The sequence below is a fragment of the Erwinia sp. S43 genome (assembly GCF_016624745.1).
In the GTDB taxonomy this organism is placed as follows: domain Bacteria; phylum Pseudomonadota; class Gammaproteobacteria; order Enterobacterales; family Enterobacteriaceae; genus Erwinia; species Erwinia coffeiphila.
In genome coordinates, this window is sequence record NZ_JACVTX010000003.1 from 311094 (window position 1) to 326327 (window position 15234).

Sequence of the window (15234 nt, forward strand, 5' to 3'; positions counted from 1 at the left end):
GCCATGATGAAAAAAACACTTTATCTGCTGGGCACATGCCTTCTACTGGCCTCTAACGGAGCCGCTGCGGCAGACAGCACGATTACCATCAGCGGCTACGTGCGGGATAACGCATGCACCGTAGCAGGTGAATCAAAAGACTTCACCGTCGATCTGATGAACAACGCGAGCCGGCAATTTCACGCGGTGGGCAGTACCACACCTCCGGTTCCGTTCCGTATCCTGCTTTCGCCCTGCGGCAGTTCGGTAACGGCGGTAAAAGTTGGCTTCACCGGCGTGGCGGATAACGATAATACCGCACTGCTGAAGCTCAATACCGGTGCAGCATCGGCGGCTGGAATGGGGATCCAAATCCTTAACGCACAGCAGGCAATGCTGCCGCTGAACGCCACCTCCGCCAGTATTCCCTGGACCACGCTGACGCCGGGTCAGGCTAATACGCTGAACTTTTATGCTCAGTTGATGACCACCCGCATCCCGGTCACCGCCGGGCACGTGAACGCCACCGCAACGTTCACTCTTGAATTTCTGTAACGGGAGACTGAAATGAAATTGACCCGGAACGGATGGCTGTTGGCACTTATGCTGTCAGTTGCCTCCCCGACTATGCAGGCCGCCGACGTGACGATTACCGTCAATGGCAAAGTAGTGGCGCAACCCTGCGTAGTTTCTACCAAAAACGCCGCGGTTGAACTTGGCGATCTCTACACCTTCAGCCTTGTCACAGCGGGGTCTTCGTCAGCCTGGCAGGATGCCACGCTGAGTCTGAGCAACTGCCCGGGCGGTACCTCACGGGTAACGGCCAGCTTTAGCGGCACGGCGGATGCCACGGGCTACTACAAAAACCAAGGTACGGCGGGCAACATCCAGCTTGAGCTACAGGATGACGCAGGCACCATTTTGAATACCGGCACTAAAAAGTCCGTGCAGGTCGATGGTACCAGCAAATCCGCTACGTTCCCGTTAAAAGTCAGAGCGCTGACGGTCAATGGTGGTGCCACTCAGGGCACTATCCAGGCGGTGATTAGCGTCACCTACACCTACGCCTGAATCGGAGATATTGTTAATGAAAAAGATAATCACCCTGCTGACCGCCCTGCTGCTGATGAGCTGGTCTGCCAACGTTCTGGCGTTTGCCTGCAGAACCGCCAACGGCGCAACGATTCCAATTGGCGGCGGCACGGCCAACGTCTATGTCAATCTTACCCCGGCGGTCAGCGTCGGGCAGAACCTGGTGGTCGATTTGTCGACGCAGATTTACTGCCATAACGACTATCCGGAAACCATGATCGACTACGTTACGCTGCAGCGCGGATCGGCCTACGGCGGCGCGCTGGCCAACTTTACCGGTACCGTAAGATACAACAGCGTCAGCTATCCGTTTCCGACCACCACAGAAACTTCACCGGTGACCTATACCTCAAAAGCCGACAAGGGATGGCCAACCGTGCTGTATCTGACACCAATCAGCACCGCAGGTGGGGTAACGATCAAAGCCGGATCGCTGGTCGCCGTGCTGATCCTGCACCAAACCAACAATAAAGATAACGACTCCTTCCAGTTCGTGTGGAATATTTATGCCAACAACGATGTGGTGGTGCCCACCGGCGGCTGCGACGTCTCCTCACGTAATGTAACGGTGACGCTGCCGGACTATCCCGCCTCTGCCGCCGTGCCGCTAAACATCAGATGTGCGCAGAACCAGCAGATCAGCTATTACCTCTCTGGCACCACGGAAGATGCAGGCAAATCGATCTTCACCAACAGCGCCTCGGCGTCGGCGGCTCAGGGGATCGGCGTGCAAATGACCCGCAGCGGCACCATCGTCCAGGCTAACGATCCGGTTTCCCTGGGAACCGTTGGTCCAACAGCACGCGATCTCGGACTGACCGCCAACTATGCGCGCACCAGCGGGGAGCTGACGGCGGGCAACGTGCAGTCGATAATCGGCGTCACCTTTACCTATGAGTGACGCCTCGGAAATCGCGCCGACCTAAACAACATTACGGCGGCGCGAGAGGCTCTCCCACCCCGCCACGATGACCATCACGACCGTCGTCAGTCCGTTAACCATCAGGCGATCGGTCGTAAATGCTGCAGGAATGAGCAGTGCCAGCGCCGCCAGCCCGCCGATATGCGACAGAGGGAAACGGCGGTACACCAGAAACTTATAGATGGCGTTGGCCAACAGGTAGGCCGCCGGTCCGAGCAGCAGTACCGCCGCATCCGCGACGGTGATGTGCCCATCCGGGTGGACGATCACCAGCTCGTTGGCCACCGCACAAACAATAATCGCCCCAACCAGCACCACGTGGACATAATGAAAACGCGCCCCCATCTGTCCGGGGTTATCCGCCTTCTGGATCGCATGGCTGCCCGCCTTGCTGCTGGTATCAAAGTACACCCACCACATCGCCAGACTGCCGACAAACGCCACCAGCGACGCAATGACGATTGGCATACTCCAGACTTCCAGCTCGCTCAGCGTGGCACCGGTAATCAGAATGGTTTCACCCAACGCCACAATCACAAACAGCTGGCAACGCTCCGCCAGATGATGGCCGTCAATGGTCCATTCACGGCTGCTGTCCGAGCGCCCCAGTCCGGGCAGCGGGAAGCCAAGCATGGGGGAAAAATAGATGCAGCAAACGCCAATCGCCCATAGCACCATCCTCTCCGCACCGTCAAAGAAACAGCCGAGTATCCAGAATACGGCGGAGATGCACATCCAGCCGAGAATGCGCTGGAAATTACGCAGCAGCAGATGCCCTTTCGGCAACAGCCATAGCGTCACCGCGCTGCGGCCCACCTGGAGCGCCACATAGCACAGGGCAAACATCCAGCCGCGTTCGCCAAACGCCTGCGGCATCGCCGAGGAAGCAAACAGGCCGAGCAGCATCAGTACAAACAGCAGCAGACGGATCTGGCGGGTTTCCGGATCGAACCAGTTGGTGACCCAGGTGGTGTACTGCCAGCCCAGCCAGACGGCGAACCACAGCAGCAGGGTTTCCAGCGCGCCGACCAGCGTCAGATGATGCAGAAGATAGTGTGAGAGTTGCGTAACGGCAAAAACGTAGATCAGATCAAACAGCAGTTCGGAAAAGGTGACCGTAGCACCGTGGCCATCACGGGTGCGCAGCAGGCTTTGCGGCATAGGAAGATTCCTGAAAGGGAGCGTCGCTTAAATAGTAGCGAAGCTCCCCAGACAGGTGAATATTTACTTAATATCCAGCGCTGATTTCATGGTGTAGAACAGATCGGTCTGGTCGGTCAGACCCACCACGTTCGCCGCATGTGGCCCGAAGGCAGCAATACGCAACTGAGTACCGGTGTGCCCCTGCGAATCTTCCTCTGAGTTACCGTAGCTGATGGTCATCAGCCCGCCCTCACGGGTATTCAGCGTCTGCGTCAGGCCCGGTGCCTTGCTGTCATTGGCAATAATCTGGCTGGAGTGGGCATGGTCGGCGGTAACAATCACCAGCGTGTTGCCGTCTTTGGCCGCGAACTCCAGCGCTTTTTGCACGGCTTCATCCAGATCCACGGTTTCGCCGATCTGGCCGCACGGATTCGCCGCATGATCCTGCTTATCGATCGATGCACCTTCCACCTGCAGGAAGAAGCCCTGCGGCTTATCCTCTAACAGCTGGATCGCCTTCTCGGTCATCTGCGCCAGCGTTGGCGTTGAGGCCGGGCGTTCAGCATTCACTTCACAGGTCACCGGCTTACCATCAAGGTTACCGTGATAGGTTGCTTTTGGCCCCTTCCAGCGCACCGGCATATTGCCGTCGGCGAACAGGCCCAGCACCGGTTTGCTGTCATCGGCCACGGTCAGAGCATTCAAGCCGTCCAGATCGTTAACCAGCTGATAGCCGCGCAGTTTAGCCTGCTCCAGCAGAGTTTTACCCTGCCACTCACCGGCTTTCGCCGCTTCACCGAAGGTTTTACCGCCGCCGCCCAGCGTGACGTCGGCACGCGCGTTCAGCAGCTGCTCGGCAATTGAGCCTTTACCGCCTTTCTCCAGCGCGTTGCTCTGGCACAGCTCGCTGGTTTTCTCCGGGCCGTAACACTTACGTGAGGTGACGTGCGCGATCTGTGCCGCCGGAGTCGCATCTTCCAGTTCGGCGGTAGAGACGTTACCGGTGGCCTTACCGGCGGCTTTTGCCAGTTCCAGCAGAGATGGATGATCCTTGCCGTTCACATCAACGCCAATCGCACCGTTATAGGATTTTACGCCGGTGGCCCAGGCGGTAGCGGAGGCGGCGGAGTCGGTCACGTAGTCCGGCTTGTGGCTCTTTTTATCCAGTGCATAGTGGGTGTACTGGCCGGTCAGCGGCAGCGCATCAATTCCCTTAAAGAAACCGCCTGCTCCTTCCGCATAGTTACGCGCGGCGGTAATTTCAGAATCGCCCATGCCATCCCCGATCAGCAAAATCACGTTTTTCGCGGTCTTATTGCTCAGCGAGGCTTTAATCGCTTCGGTCTGATCCCCGGTCAGTCGGCGCGCACCGCCCGGTTCGGTAATATCACCCTGTGCGGCGCGGTTCCATGTGGCAAGGTCCGCCGTGGCGGTAGAGCACACCAGCGCGGTCAGCAGCGAGAGGGCAAAGGCTTTCTGTTTCATTGTTACGATCTCCATGAATAAATTTTTCTAAAGATTTCAGGGAGCCAGTCTGCGACACAACAATGTCAGTTTTGTGTCTGCCAGGTGACGATAAAATGACAACGGCAGCGCCAAAGGTGATGAAGTAAACCAGCTGCTCACGAGTTAACCGAACGGAAGCACAGGGAAAAATACTGCTTGACCGGTAACAGCTGACTGCCTATAGTAGCGCCCCGTTGCCCCCTGCGGGTGATGAGATTGACAATATGGTGAGGTGTCCGAGTGGCTGAAGGAGCACGCCTGGAAAGTGTGTATACGGCAACGTATCGAGGGTTCGAATCCCTCCCTCACCACCATATTTAAAGAGAGAGCCTGAACGAAAGTTCAGGCTTTTTTTTGCATGTTCCGTGACCAGGGAGGGTGAGAACCCTCGACAGGGTTCGGCAAACGGCAGGAATGACGTTTTATAACGTATTTAAGAAAGCGCCTCACGTTAAGGCGCTTTTTTGTTTTCTCCACCCGAGCCACGCTCGCTTCTGCACCCGGCCCTGCGCACTGAAGCGACGATTTGCCGCATTGGCCAGGATATCCAGCGACAGGCAGAAGATAAAATAGATCAGCGCCACAAACAGGAACACCTCCATCGGGTAAACCATGCTGCGGTTGTTCACCTGCGTCGCCAGAAAGGTCAGCTCCCCCACTCCAACAATATAGGCCAGCGAGGTGTCTTTGATCAGCGAGATCCACTGGTTAATAAAGGAAGGCACCATCATCCGCAGCGCCTGCGGCAGAACAATCATTCGCAGCGTCTGCCAGCGGGTCAGCCCCAGTGAAAGGCCTGCCTGCCACTGCCCGGCAGGAATCGCCGCAATACCGGCCTTAACCGCATGAGCCAGATAGGCCGAGGCGATCAGCGCCAGTGCGCACACCACCGTGGTGATTTCCGGGATCTCAACGCCAAACACCATAGGCAGCAGGAAGTAGGTCCAGAAGATCAGCATAATCACCGGGATCGCGCGGAAGAAACCCAGTACCGCCGCCAGCAGCCCGGCGGCCACGCCGCGCGACATCGCCAGCGCCACGCCGAGCACCGTGCCAAGTACCGCCGAGGCCACTCCGGCCATCAGGCTGATTGCCAGGGTCAGCGCTGCCCCGCCCAGCGGCCCGTCTGGCCAGGTGCCCCACAGCATATAGCCCAGATTATCGAGAATAATACTGAAATCCATTTTAGTGCCCTCCCAGCGGCTTACGCTGCTGCCGCCACATGCCCCAGCCTTCCAGCAGCGCAATAACGGCGATGTACAATACCGTGGCCACGCCGAATGCCTGGAAAGTTCGCAGAGTTTCGGTTTCCACCTGGCGGGAAGCATAAGACAGTTCGGCCACGCCAATCGCCATGGTCAACGACGAGTTTTTAATTACATTCATGTACTGGCCCAGCAGCGGTGGCAGTGCAATTTTCAGCGCCTGCGGCAGTACCACGTAGCGCATCGCCTGCCAGCCGGTCAGCCCCATCGCCAGTGCAGCAGCCTTCTGCCCGGTCGCGACGCCGCGAATCCCGGAGCGGATCTCTTCAGCAATAAAGGCGGAGGAATAAACGGTCAGGCCGAAAAATCCGGCAAGAAATTCGAACGATGGCCACGTAAAAGGGCCGGCCTGATGTGAACTGTTGAGCCAGTCCATCGCCGCGCCCGGCAGGACCTGCCCGGCGGCAAAGTACCAGAAGAACAGCTGCACCAGCAGCGGAGTATTACGAAAAAGGGAACTGTAGCCCATCGCCAGCCAGCGCAGCGGTTCCAGGCTGCTGTCACGCATCGCGGCCAGTACAAATCCCAACAGCGTGGCGGCCAGTCCCGCACAGGCCGAGAGCCACAGAGTGAGCAAAAAACCGTGCCACAACCAGTCAAGGTACTGCGGTGCCAGCAGCCAGTCCAGGTTCATGTTCTGTCCTTGTTTTATAAAATGCATCAGGGGCGCAGCAAGCTGCGCCCCTCTTATCCGTTACCTGCAAACCGTGCGTCAGGCTTTCGGCTGTTGATCCAGCGGCCCGATTTTGAAGTCGCCGCGCGGCTGTGCAGCGTTGGTTTGCGGCCCGAACCAGCGGTCGTAAATTTTAACCGCCTCACCGTCTTTTTCCAGCTTGATCAGCGTGTCGTTCACCGCATCGGTCAGGCGATCCTCACCTTTTGGAACACCGACGCCCTGATACTCTTTGGTCAGGCTGAACGGAGAAATTTCAAATTCCGCCTTCTGCGCCGCTGGCAGATTGCCGAGCAGGCCGACCAGTTTTGCGTCGTCCTGAGTAATCGCCTGCACGTTGCGGTTACGCAGCGCCACAAAAGCCAGCGGGGTGTCGTCGTAGGAGATCACTTTGGCGGTCGGATAGCGTTCACGCAGGGTTATCTCCTGTACCGTGCCTTTGTCCGCGCCGATGCGCAGGGTTTTAATGTCATCCGGGGTTTTCAGCACGCCTTTGCGGGCGATAAATTTCTGACCGGTGGCGAAGTACGGTACGCTGAAATTCACCTCTTTGGCCCGCTCGTCGGTAATGGTGAAGTTAGCGGCGATCAGGTCCACCTTCTTCGATACCAGCAGCGGAATGCGGTTAGCAGGATTGGTGGCGCGAAGTTCCACTTTCACGCCTAACGCCTTACCAATGGCATCGGCGAAGTCCACATCGTACCCCACCAGCTTTTTGCTTTGTGGATCGATATAGCCGAACGGCGGATTGCTGTCGAACACGGCAATACGCACCACACCGGCCTGCTTGATATCATCAAGTTTGTCGGCTTGAGCGGCACCGGCGGCGAGGCCGGTCAGACTGGCTAGCAACGTTAAGGCCAAAGCACGATGTTTCATTGAAAGCTCCTGAATGGTTGAATTCCTGCACGCAGATAAGCTAGCAAGGGCCACTCGGCTCAGGAAATAATATAAAGGACTATGTTTATGTTTTTTATCTATTTGTCATATCTGGACATATCATGGCGGGCAGGATGCTGGTTGTAGTACTTCATCCATCGGTGATGAGTGTAAAAATGTGATCCCAGGCACAAAGTGGCAAACCGTGCTGTTCTGCGTCAGTTATCTTCGCGTTTTTATTAATTACCCAGGTTGATTATTGATGAATAGCACAACACAGATTTTAAAAAGCCACCGCAGCGATCGTAGCTATCTGGCTAAACCTATCGATGACCGCATTCTTGATGACATTATCGAATGCGCATGGCTGGCCCCAACCTCGGTCAACTCCCAGCAGGTGTCGGTGATCGTCACGCGCGATGCCGCCACACGCGCGCGTATTGCCGAACTGGCCGGTGGACAGCCATGGATCGCCCAGGCCCCGGTGTTTATCACCTTTGTGCTGGATATGCATAAAAGCCAGCTGGCGATTGCCGCCGAAGGCAAAGAGCAGATCGCCCATCAGAGCCTGGAAAGTATTGTTTCAGGCACAACCGACGTCGGTATCGCGCTGGAAGCGGTGATGACCGCCGCCCGTTCACACGGCCTGGGCGTAGTGCCGATTGGTGGCATTCGCCGCGATCCAACGGCGCTGATTGAGCTATTGCAGCTGCCGGAATTGACCTTCCCTGTCGCGGGCGTAGTGCTGGGCTATGTCGATCAGCAGGCTCCGCAAAAACCGCGTATGCCGATGGCGGGTTTCCGCCATGAAGAGCATTATCGCCAGGACGTTCTGCCTGAAACCATCCGCAGTTATAACCAGACAATAGTGGAACACTGGCAGCAGACCGGCCGTACCGACGGCGATAACTGGGGTAACAACACCGCCAGCTACTACCAGCATATCTATTTCCCTGCCGTGCAGCCGGCGATCCTGCGCCAGGGCTTTGGCATCGACAAATAGGCAAAAAAAAGCCCGGCATAAGCCGGGCTTTATAGCGGATTTTAACGTTAACCGTAGGCGAGCAGCGTACGCTGGCACAGCTGAGAACGTACACAGTCTTCTGCGGTAAACCGCACCACCCCAATCATTTCATCTTCCTCAAAGCGGGCCATGGCGTCGCTGAGGCCGGACTTCACGTGGGCAGGCAGGTCGCACTGGGTGATATCGCCGTTAACGATAACGGTGACGTTTTCCCCCAGGCGCGTTAAGAACATTTTCATCTGCGCGGCGGTGACGTTTTGCGCCTCATCGAGGATCACTACCGCATTTTCAAAGGTACGGCCACGCATATAGGCAAAGGGAGCGATCTCAACTTTACCGATTTCGGGACGCAGACAGTACTGCATAAAGGAAGAGCCGAGACGTTTAACCAGAACGTCGTAGACCGGGCGGAAATACGGGGCGAATTTTTCTGAGATATCCCCGGGAAGGAATCCCAGATCCTCATCCGCCTGTAGCACCGGTCGGGTCACTATGATCCTTTCCACATCCTTATGAATCAGAGCCTCCGCCGCTTTCGCGGCACTAATCCAGGTTTTACCACACCCGGCTTCACCAGTAGCAAAGATCAGTTGTTTGGTTTCTATGGCGTTGAGATAGTGCGCCTGAGCTTCATTTCTGGCGGCAATCGGGGAATGGTCGCGGGTATCACGCGCCATACCAATTGCATCCAGTCCACCCATTTGCACCAGCGAGGTGACCGATTCTTCTTCACGCTGACGGTGACTGCGCGAATCGCTACGAAGCACACGTTTTGCTTCACGACGAGCTTTGATCACTGCTTTCTGTCTTCCCATAGTGGCACCTTACAGTTGGTTTCATTTCCCGCATCAGGTTGGCGATGCGATTACGTGAACGCTTTAGAGGTTTTGGCTTCCTTTTAAGCCGTGTCTGGCCGTTGCAACAGATGCAAAGCCGCGCCGGGGCGCAGAGTGCACCGGAAAGCAATTAACAGGGTTGATGGAACGATAAATTTTTAAAGAAGAGAATGCTGTAGAGGAAATGAACTCCTCGCGTTTTACGGCGATGGTTAACTTTCTGTTTACGGGTCCGTTAAAGGACTTGGGCATTCGCTATCTCCATTGTGGGATACTTAATGCGAAAAGATACTACAATTTCATTCCAGCATATCGGTGCGAAATTGCAACATATTTTTTACTGTTATTATTTGTCAAAAAATAAAATCAATAAATACAATATATTAAATTAATTGCTTATTTAACATTACTGTCATAATTAAATTGTATGGCGCATTTTTTAAACAATGAGGGAGAGGGAAATTGAAACAAAAAACGGCGGGCGGCATATCATAGAATAGCGAGCGCGCAGCACCCGCTATTATTAATCAGGCCTCAAGCAGACCCTGCGCGAGATAGTGCTGAGCATCCACTACGCCCGGCAGAACAAAGAAATATCCTCCGCCGATCGGCTTGATATACTCCTCCAGCGCTTCGCCGTCTAAACGCTTTTGCACGGTCAGGAAACCTTTTTCTAAATCGTGCTGATAGCAGACAAACAGCAGCCCCATTTCCAGCTGTCCCGATTTTGACACGCCGAGGGAATAACTGTAGCCACGGCGTAACATCAGGTTGCTTTGCGTTTCCGCCGTACGCGGATTCGCCAGGCGAATATGCGCATCCAGCGGGATCACCTTCCCTTCCGGGTCGCTGACGTAGTCCGGTACATCGTGCTCGTTTTCCATCCCCAGCGGGGCACCGCTGTGTTTCACCCGGCCAAAGATCGTCTGCTGCTCGCCGAGCGGCGTACGGTCCCAGAACTCCACGTGAAACTGGATGATCCTCGCGGCCTGATAGCTGCCGTTCAGCGCCCAGGCGGGTTCGCCCTGCTCTTTGCTCACCCACAGGATATTATCCATCAGTGAAGCATCAGCAGTATCCGGGTTGGCCGTGCCGTCCTTGAAGCCCAGCAGGTTGATCGGCGTTTCTTTGCCTTTACTGCGCGCGGCGTGATCGGAAATAAACCCTTCGCGGCGCCAGCGCACGCTCAGCAGATCCGGCGAGTGCTTGATAATATCGCGCAGCGCGTGGATTGCCGTATCGTTGGTATTGGCGCAGATTTGCAGCAGCAGATCGCCATGGCACAGGCTGGCATCGAGCGCATCATTAGGGAAACGGGTCATGCGCTGCAGCTTCAGCGGTTTATGCGCCTGCAGGCCGAATCGTTCATCAAACAGCGATGCGCCGACGGAGACGGTGATGGTCAGATTGTCGGGATAAATATCATCGCCGAGAATACCGGAGTCCATAGGCGGCAGCTGCGGATTGGTGACCAGCGGCGCTTTACCGCCGGTGGTCAGAAACGCAATCCGGTCGGTCAGCAGCTTAAACAGACGCACCAGATCGTTTTTATCCGCGGCCAGCACGTCAAACGAGACCAGCATCATTGCCGCCTGCTGCGGCGTGACGATACCGGACTGACGCAGCCCAAAGAACGGCTGGCTTTCACTGCGTGCGGAAGGAGAAACGGTGCCCGGCGACGAGACTTTCCCGTCACCGGCTGCATGGACCGGACAGCCGCCGGTCACGGCGAGGGCACCGCCAAGGATGCCCACACCTTTCAACAAACGACGACGTGAACTTGACGTCACGTCATCAACGGGTTTTGCCATATCTGATTAATCCAGGCCCAGCGTTCCACGCAGCAGGGAAAGGTCTTCGGCCAGCGCCGTAATCGGGCCTTTCAGAGCGTTGCGGTCAGCATCGGTCAATTTATCGTAAGATTCATAGCCGTCTTTGGTACGGTACTTCGCCAGAATGGTATCCACTTTTTTGAAGTTGCCGTCCACTTTCGCCAGCAATTCCGGATTGTCTTTTTTCAGCAGCGGACGCAGCAGGTTCACAATCTTCTGCGCGCCGTCAACGTTCGCCTGGAAGTCCCACAGGTCGGTACGGCTGTAGCGATCTTCCTCACCGGAAATCTTGCTGGAAGCGACTTCCTCAATCAGACCTGCGGCCCCGCCAACCACCTTGCTCGGAGGGAAAGCCAGTTCGCTGATACGGGTTTGCAGATCCAGCACATCTTTGTACAGCTGGTCGGCAAATTTATCCATATCTTTCGTAGTGTTATCAGCAAATAAGACTTTCTCCAGGCGGTGGAAACCGGTGAAGTGCGGATCTTCTGCTTTCTTCTCGAAGTCATCTTCGCGGGCATCGATGGCACCGTCGAGATCGGAGAACAGCTCGGCGATCGGTTCAATGCGCTCGTAGTGCTGGCGAGTTGGAGCATACAGTGCTTTCGCTTTCGCCAGATCGCCCGCTTTCACCGCATCGGTAAAGGCTTTCGTTCCGGCAACCAGCTGCTCGACTTCTTTCATCACGTAGACTTTATAGTCGGCAATCGGCCCGACCAGCTGCAGCACGTCCGGCTTGCCGTCGTTCACTTTGCTGCCGTTGGCTTTCACAATCAGCTTGCCTTTCGGGTTGCTCAGCAGGCCACAGGTAATATCGTATTCGCCCGCTTCCAGATTGGCGGTCAGCTTCTGGGTAAAGGATGGGGCGATATTTTCACGCTCTTCCACCACCATCACCCCTTTCAGGATCTCCCACTCCAGCGCTTTCTGGCTGTCGTTCTTGATGATGAACTGGGTTTTACCGGCATCCACCGTCAGAGTCATCGGTTCGCACTGCTTGTCGTTGACGCTAACCTTGACCTGCGGAATATCAGCAGCCAGCGCCGCCCCCGAGGAGGTCAGAACGGCCAGCAGAGCGGCATTCAGTGCGTGGCGGCGAAAGTGTGTAGTCATAGTGTAATCCCTGTCAAAGAGTTGAACCGGCAGGCGGCTGCCTGCCCGGTCAGATTCAGCGCGTGCTGCGCGCCGCAGAGGTGGATGCGCGTGCCGGCAGCATAAACAGCAGCAGCGCAGGAATCAGATAAATCAGCCAGACCGCCACTTCGCTCACGGTCGGGGCTTCCTGATAGCCAAGCATGCCTTCCATCAGCGTACCGAATACGCTGTGGGTGGAGAGCACGTTACTGAAATCGAACGCGACGTCCTGGAAATGGTTCCAGAGCCCCGCTTCATGGAAGGCACGGATCGCCCCCGCCGCCAGGCCTGCGGCAACAAAAATGATAAACAGGCTGGTCCACTTAAAGAAGCTTGCCAGGTTGAGACGCACGCCGCCCCAGTAGATCAACATTCCCAGTACAACCGCAGTGCCCAGGCCGAGCATCGCGCCCAGCGGCGGCCCATAGCCCACGTCCTGCTGGAAAGCGGCCAGCAGGAAGAACACCGACTCCAGCCCTTCACGGGCGACGGCAAGAAACACCATCAGCACCAGCGCCCAACCACTGCTGTTGCCCTTCTTCAGCGCGTTATCCACCGCATCTTCCAGCTGGGCCTTCACGTTGCGCGACACTTTGCGCATCCAGAACACCATCCAGGTGAGGATCACCACGGCGATAACCGCCACCAGTCCCTCAAACAGCTCTTGCTGCTTCTGCGGGAATTCGCCGGTGGTTTCATTGATGAACCAGCCAAGCGCAAGGCAAAGCGCAGCGGCAACCACCACACCGACCCACATTGCTCCAAACCACTGGCTGCGCTGGGTGCGCTTCAGATAGCTGGCAATCAGGCTGACAATCAGCGCTGCCTCCAGCCCTTCACGCAACATAATCAGAAAAGGAACAAACATGCCAACACCCTCGGAAGTGTTAAATACGGTCAAGTGCGGTAAAGAAAAGTAAAATACAAACGATATCGATTATCATTATCGGACAAGGAATTACAAGCATTTCAGGCGAAATATTGCTGTTTTGCGAGCGAGAATTATTTAAGGAAATGTAACGGTGGGAAACTTGTTTCGTTCAACCTGAAAAGGGGCTTGCTGAAAGATGAAAGGGGGGAATCTGGCGACTGTTAACCTTCATTAACGCAACGGTCAGGCATTCAGGGTCAGGCCGCGATTAGCGGACTTTGGGGCTGCGTTTACCGTAAAGAATTTTGCGGCAAACGGGGTTCCCCATTTCGAGAAACCCCATCAGTAAGAGGAGAGCCATCCCGCTACACGGCAGAATGGCTCAGCCGTTTATCAGCTGCGATATTCCGCTTCCGCTGCGTCAAAGCGCTGCTGCGCTGCGGTGGAAGGTGCTTTACCGATCAGGCTGAAGATCACAATGGCAATACTGCCGAACAGGAAGCCAGGGATGATTTCGTACAGCTCCGCATAGCCGTAGTTTTTCCACAGCAGAACGGTAGCCGCACCAACGATCATCCCGGCCAGCGCGCCGTTGCGGGTCATACGGCGCCAGATCAGCGAGAACAGCACCACCGGACCAAACGCGGCACCGAAGCCCGCCCAGGCGTAGCTGACCAGGCCAAGTACGCGGTTGTTCGGGTTTGCGGCCAGCGCAATTGCCACCACGGCCACCAGCAGCACCATCAGGCGACCTACCCATACCAGCTCACGCTGGCTGGCTTTTTTACGCAGGAAGTTTTTATACAGATCTTCCGTCAGCGCGCTGGAGCACACCAGCAGCTGGCAGCTCAGCGTTGACATTACCGCAGCCAGAATCGCCGACAGCAGCACGCCGGCAATCCACGGGTTAAACAGAATACGCGTCAGCTCAATAAAGATGCGCTCGCCGTTTTCATTAACCCCGGCAGCCAGCTCCGGATGGTTCTGGAAGAAGGCAATTCCGAAGAAGCCAACTGCGACCGCACCGGCCAGGCACAGGATCATCCAGGTCATGCCGATACGGCGCGCCGTACGGATAGAACGATGAGAATCCGCCGCCATAAAGCGGGCCAGAATATGCGGCTGGCCGAAGTAGCCCAGGCCCCAGCCCAGTAACGAAATCACCGCCACGAAGTTCAGGTTCTTCAGCATATCGAGGTTAGCCATGCTTTTGGCCTCAATCACCTGCAGCGAGTCACCCAGTCCACCAACGGCAATAATGACGATCACCGGCGTGAGGATCAGCGCAAAAATCATCAGGCTGGCCTGCACGGTATCGGTCCAGCTCACCGCCAGGAACCCACCGACGAAGGTGTAAACGATGGTGGCGGCCGCACCGGCCCACAGCGCCGTTTCATAGCTCATGCCGAAGGTGCTTTCAAACAGACGAGCACCCGCTACAACGCCGGAGGCGCAGTAAATAGTGAAGAACACCAGGATAACCAGCGCTGAGATCACCCGCAGCAGTTTGCTGCTATCCTCAAAGCGACTGGAGAAGAAGTCTGGCAGGGTCAGCGCGTTGTCATGATGCTCGGTCTGCACGCGCAGACGTCCGGCAACGATTTTCCAGTTCAGCCAGGCACCCAGCGTCAGCCCGATGGCGATCCAGCTCTCTGAGATACCGGAGATAAAAATCGCGCCCGGCAGGCCCATCAGCAGCCAGCCGCTCATATCAGACGCACCGGCGGAAAGCGCGGTCACCACGCTGCCGAGGCTGCGCCCGCCCAGAATGTAATCGTCAAAGTTTTTTGTTGAGCGGTAGGCGATAAAGCCAATCAACACCATGCCAAGAATATAAACACAAAAGGTCACCACCATTGGTGTACTTACAGTCATTCAGGTTCTCCACTTATTATTCGTTTCCGTAGCGGTCAGGCTGCAAGGCGTTTACTGCCCAAAGGTGCAATAACAGCAGCATCGCAAGAGGGTGGCTTCCTGCCGGGGGCGGTATCCTGCCGTAAACGGCTACGGCGCACAATCGATTTAACACACTTCACACAGCCATTTCACCCGGTAGCAACCGCCAAATGTCAACAGGT

The 15234-nt window shown here is 56.2% G+C and carries 14 protein-coding genes and 1 tRNA gene; 5 read left to right on the top strand and 10 right to left on the bottom strand.

Annotated features, from left to right (window positions below):
- Positions 1–3: 3 nt before the first annotated feature.
- Genes IBT47_RS05700 through IBT47_RS05710 form a run of 3 tightly spaced genes read left to right on the top strand, consistent with a single transcriptional unit; the run spans position 4 to position 1972 of the window.
- Complete coding sequence (locus IBT47_RS05700; RefSeq protein WP_200559728.1) at positions 4–534, top strand: fimbrial protein; 531 nt, start codon at positions 4–6, stop codon at positions 532–534.
- Positions 535–546: 12 nt separating this feature from the next.
- A complete protein-coding gene (locus tag IBT47_RS05705) occupies positions 547–1050 on the top strand; it encodes a fimbrial protein (protein ID WP_200559729.1) in 504 nt (167 codons plus the stop codon).
- A gap of 16 nt (positions 1051–1066) precedes the next feature.
- Positions 1067–1972, top strand: a complete 906-nt coding sequence (locus IBT47_RS05710) for a fimbrial protein (protein WP_200559730.1) — start codon at positions 1067–1069, stop codon at positions 1970–1972.
- A gap of 21 nt (positions 1973–1993) precedes the next feature.
- On the opposite strand, the gene IBT47_RS05715 is transcribed toward IBT47_RS05710, so the two are convergent.
- On the bottom strand, positions 1994–3154 hold the full coding sequence (locus tag IBT47_RS05715; RefSeq protein WP_200559731.1) for a low temperature requirement protein A: 1161 nt from the start codon (positions 3152–3154) through the stop codon (positions 1994–1996).
- Positions 3155–3217: 63 nt separating this feature from the next.
- Entirely contained in the window at positions 3218–4621 is a 1404-nt protein-coding gene (gene phoA, locus IBT47_RS05720; protein WP_200559732.1) for an alkaline phosphatase, read from the bottom strand.
- A gap of 247 nt (positions 4622–4868) precedes the next feature.
- On the opposite strand from phoA, the gene IBT47_RS05725 reads away from it, so the two are divergent.
- Positions 4869–4956, top strand: a tRNA-Ser gene (locus IBT47_RS05725).
- 132 nt (positions 4957–5088) lie between these two features.
- Here the strand turns inward: IBT47_RS05725 and IBT47_RS05730 are convergent.
- From IBT47_RS05730 to IBT47_RS05740, 3 genes are all read right to left on the bottom strand, one after another.
- Complete coding sequence (locus tag IBT47_RS05730) at positions 5089–5826, bottom strand: amino acid ABC transporter permease (protein ID WP_200559733.1); 738 nt, start codon at positions 5824–5826, stop codon at positions 5089–5091.
- A gap of 1 nt (position 5827) precedes the next feature.
- Complete coding sequence (locus tag IBT47_RS05735) at positions 5828–6541, bottom strand: amino acid ABC transporter permease (RefSeq protein WP_105595090.1); 714 nt, start codon at positions 6539–6541, stop codon at positions 5828–5830.
- 78 nt (positions 6542–6619) lie between these two features.
- Positions 6620–7459 carry an ABC transporter substrate-binding protein gene (locus tag IBT47_RS05740; protein ID WP_200559734.1) on the bottom strand — a complete coding sequence of 280 codons (840 nt, stop codon included), beginning with the start codon at positions 7457–7459 and terminating at the stop codon, positions 6620–6622.
- Between the two features lie 262 nt (positions 7460–7721).
- Between IBT47_RS05740 and IBT47_RS05745 the strand changes: the two genes are divergently transcribed.
- The gene (locus IBT47_RS05745) at positions 7722–8462 is read left to right on the top strand and encodes a nitroreductase family protein (RefSeq protein WP_200559735.1); all 741 of its coding nucleotides are present in this window, start codon (positions 7722–7724) and stop codon (positions 8460–8462) included.
- Positions 8463–8509: 47 nt separating this feature from the next.
- On the opposite strand, the gene phoH is transcribed toward IBT47_RS05745, so the two are convergent.
- The 5 genes from phoH to putP all read right to left on the bottom strand — a co-directional run bounded on the left by phoH (position 8510) and on the right by putP (position 15031).
- Entirely contained in the window at positions 8510–9298 is a 789-nt protein-coding gene (phoH, locus tag IBT47_RS05750) for a phosphate starvation-inducible protein PhoH (protein WP_123329080.1), read from the bottom strand.
- 548 nt (positions 9299–9846) lie between these two features.
- On the bottom strand, positions 9847–11130 hold the full coding sequence (gene efeB / locus IBT47_RS05755; RefSeq protein WP_105595094.1) for an iron uptake transporter deferrochelatase/peroxidase subunit: 1284 nt from the start codon (positions 11128–11130) through the stop codon (positions 9847–9849).
- A gap of 6 nt (positions 11131–11136) precedes the next feature.
- Positions 11137–12264 (bottom strand): iron uptake system protein EfeO, encoded by a 1128-nt coding sequence (efeO, locus tag IBT47_RS05760; RefSeq protein ID WP_200559736.1) that lies wholly within the window; start codon positions 12262–12264, stop codon positions 11137–11139.
- Positions 12265–12319: 55 nt separating this feature from the next.
- Positions 12320–13153 carry an iron uptake transporter permease EfeU gene (gene efeU, locus IBT47_RS05765; RefSeq protein WP_200559737.1) on the bottom strand — a complete coding sequence of 278 codons (834 nt, stop codon included), beginning with the start codon at positions 13151–13153 and terminating at the stop codon, positions 12320–12322.
- A 396-nt stretch (positions 13154–13549) separates the two neighbouring features.
- Complete coding sequence (gene putP / locus IBT47_RS05770) at positions 13550–15031, bottom strand: sodium/proline symporter PutP (RefSeq protein WP_200559738.1); 1482 nt, start codon at positions 15029–15031, stop codon at positions 13550–13552.
- Positions 15032–15234: the final 203 nt, after the last annotated feature.

Excerpts from the sequence above, each read along its gene's own strand:
- efeO (WP_200559736.1), bottom strand. The coding sequence starts at position 12,264 with ATGACTACACACTTTCGCCGCCACGCACTGAATGCCGCTCTGCTGGCC.
- putP (WP_200559738.1), bottom strand. The coding sequence starts at position 15,031 with ATGACTGTAAGTACACCAATGGTGGTGACCTTTTGTGTTTATATTCTT.
- efeB (WP_105595094.1), bottom strand. The coding sequence starts at position 11,130 with ATGGCAAAACCCGTTGATGACGTGACGTCAAGTTCACGTCGTCGTTTG.
- efeU (WP_200559737.1), bottom strand. The coding sequence starts at position 13,153 with ATGTTTGTTCCTTTTCTGATTATGTTGCGTGAAGGGCTGGAGGCAGCG.
- IBT47_RS05745 (WP_200559735.1), top strand. The coding sequence starts at position 7,722 with ATGAATAGCACAACACAGATTTTAAAAAGCCACCGCAGCGATCGTAGC.
- IBT47_RS05710 (WP_200559730.1), top strand. The coding sequence starts at position 1,067 with ATGAAAAAGATAATCACCCTGCTGACCGCCCTGCTGCTGATGAGCTGG.
- IBT47_RS05735 (WP_105595090.1), bottom strand. The coding sequence starts at position 6,541 with ATGAACCTGGACTGGCTGCTGGCACCGCAGTACCTTGACTGGTTGTGG.
- phoA (WP_200559732.1), bottom strand. The coding sequence starts at position 4,621 with ATGAAACAGAAAGCCTTTGCCCTCTCGCTGCTGACCGCGCTGGTGTGC.
- phoH (WP_123329080.1), bottom strand. The coding sequence starts at position 9,298 with ATGGGAAGACAGAAAGCAGTGATCAAAGCTCGTCGTGAAGCAAAACGT.
- IBT47_RS05715 (WP_200559731.1), bottom strand. The coding sequence starts at position 3,154 with ATGCCGCAAAGCCTGCTGCGCACCCGTGATGGCCACGGTGCTACGGTC.
- IBT47_RS05740 (WP_200559734.1), bottom strand. The coding sequence starts at position 7,459 with ATGAAACATCGTGCTTTGGCCTTAACGTTGCTAGCCAGTCTGACCGGC.
- IBT47_RS05705 (WP_200559729.1), top strand. The coding sequence starts at position 547 with ATGAAATTGACCCGGAACGGATGGCTGTTGGCACTTATGCTGTCAGTT.
- IBT47_RS05730 (WP_200559733.1), bottom strand. The coding sequence starts at position 5,826 with ATGGATTTCAGTATTATTCTCGATAATCTGGGCTATATGCTGTGGGGC.
- IBT47_RS05700 (WP_200559728.1), top strand. The coding sequence starts at position 4 with ATGATGAAAAAAACACTTTATCTGCTGGGCACATGCCTTCTACTGGCC.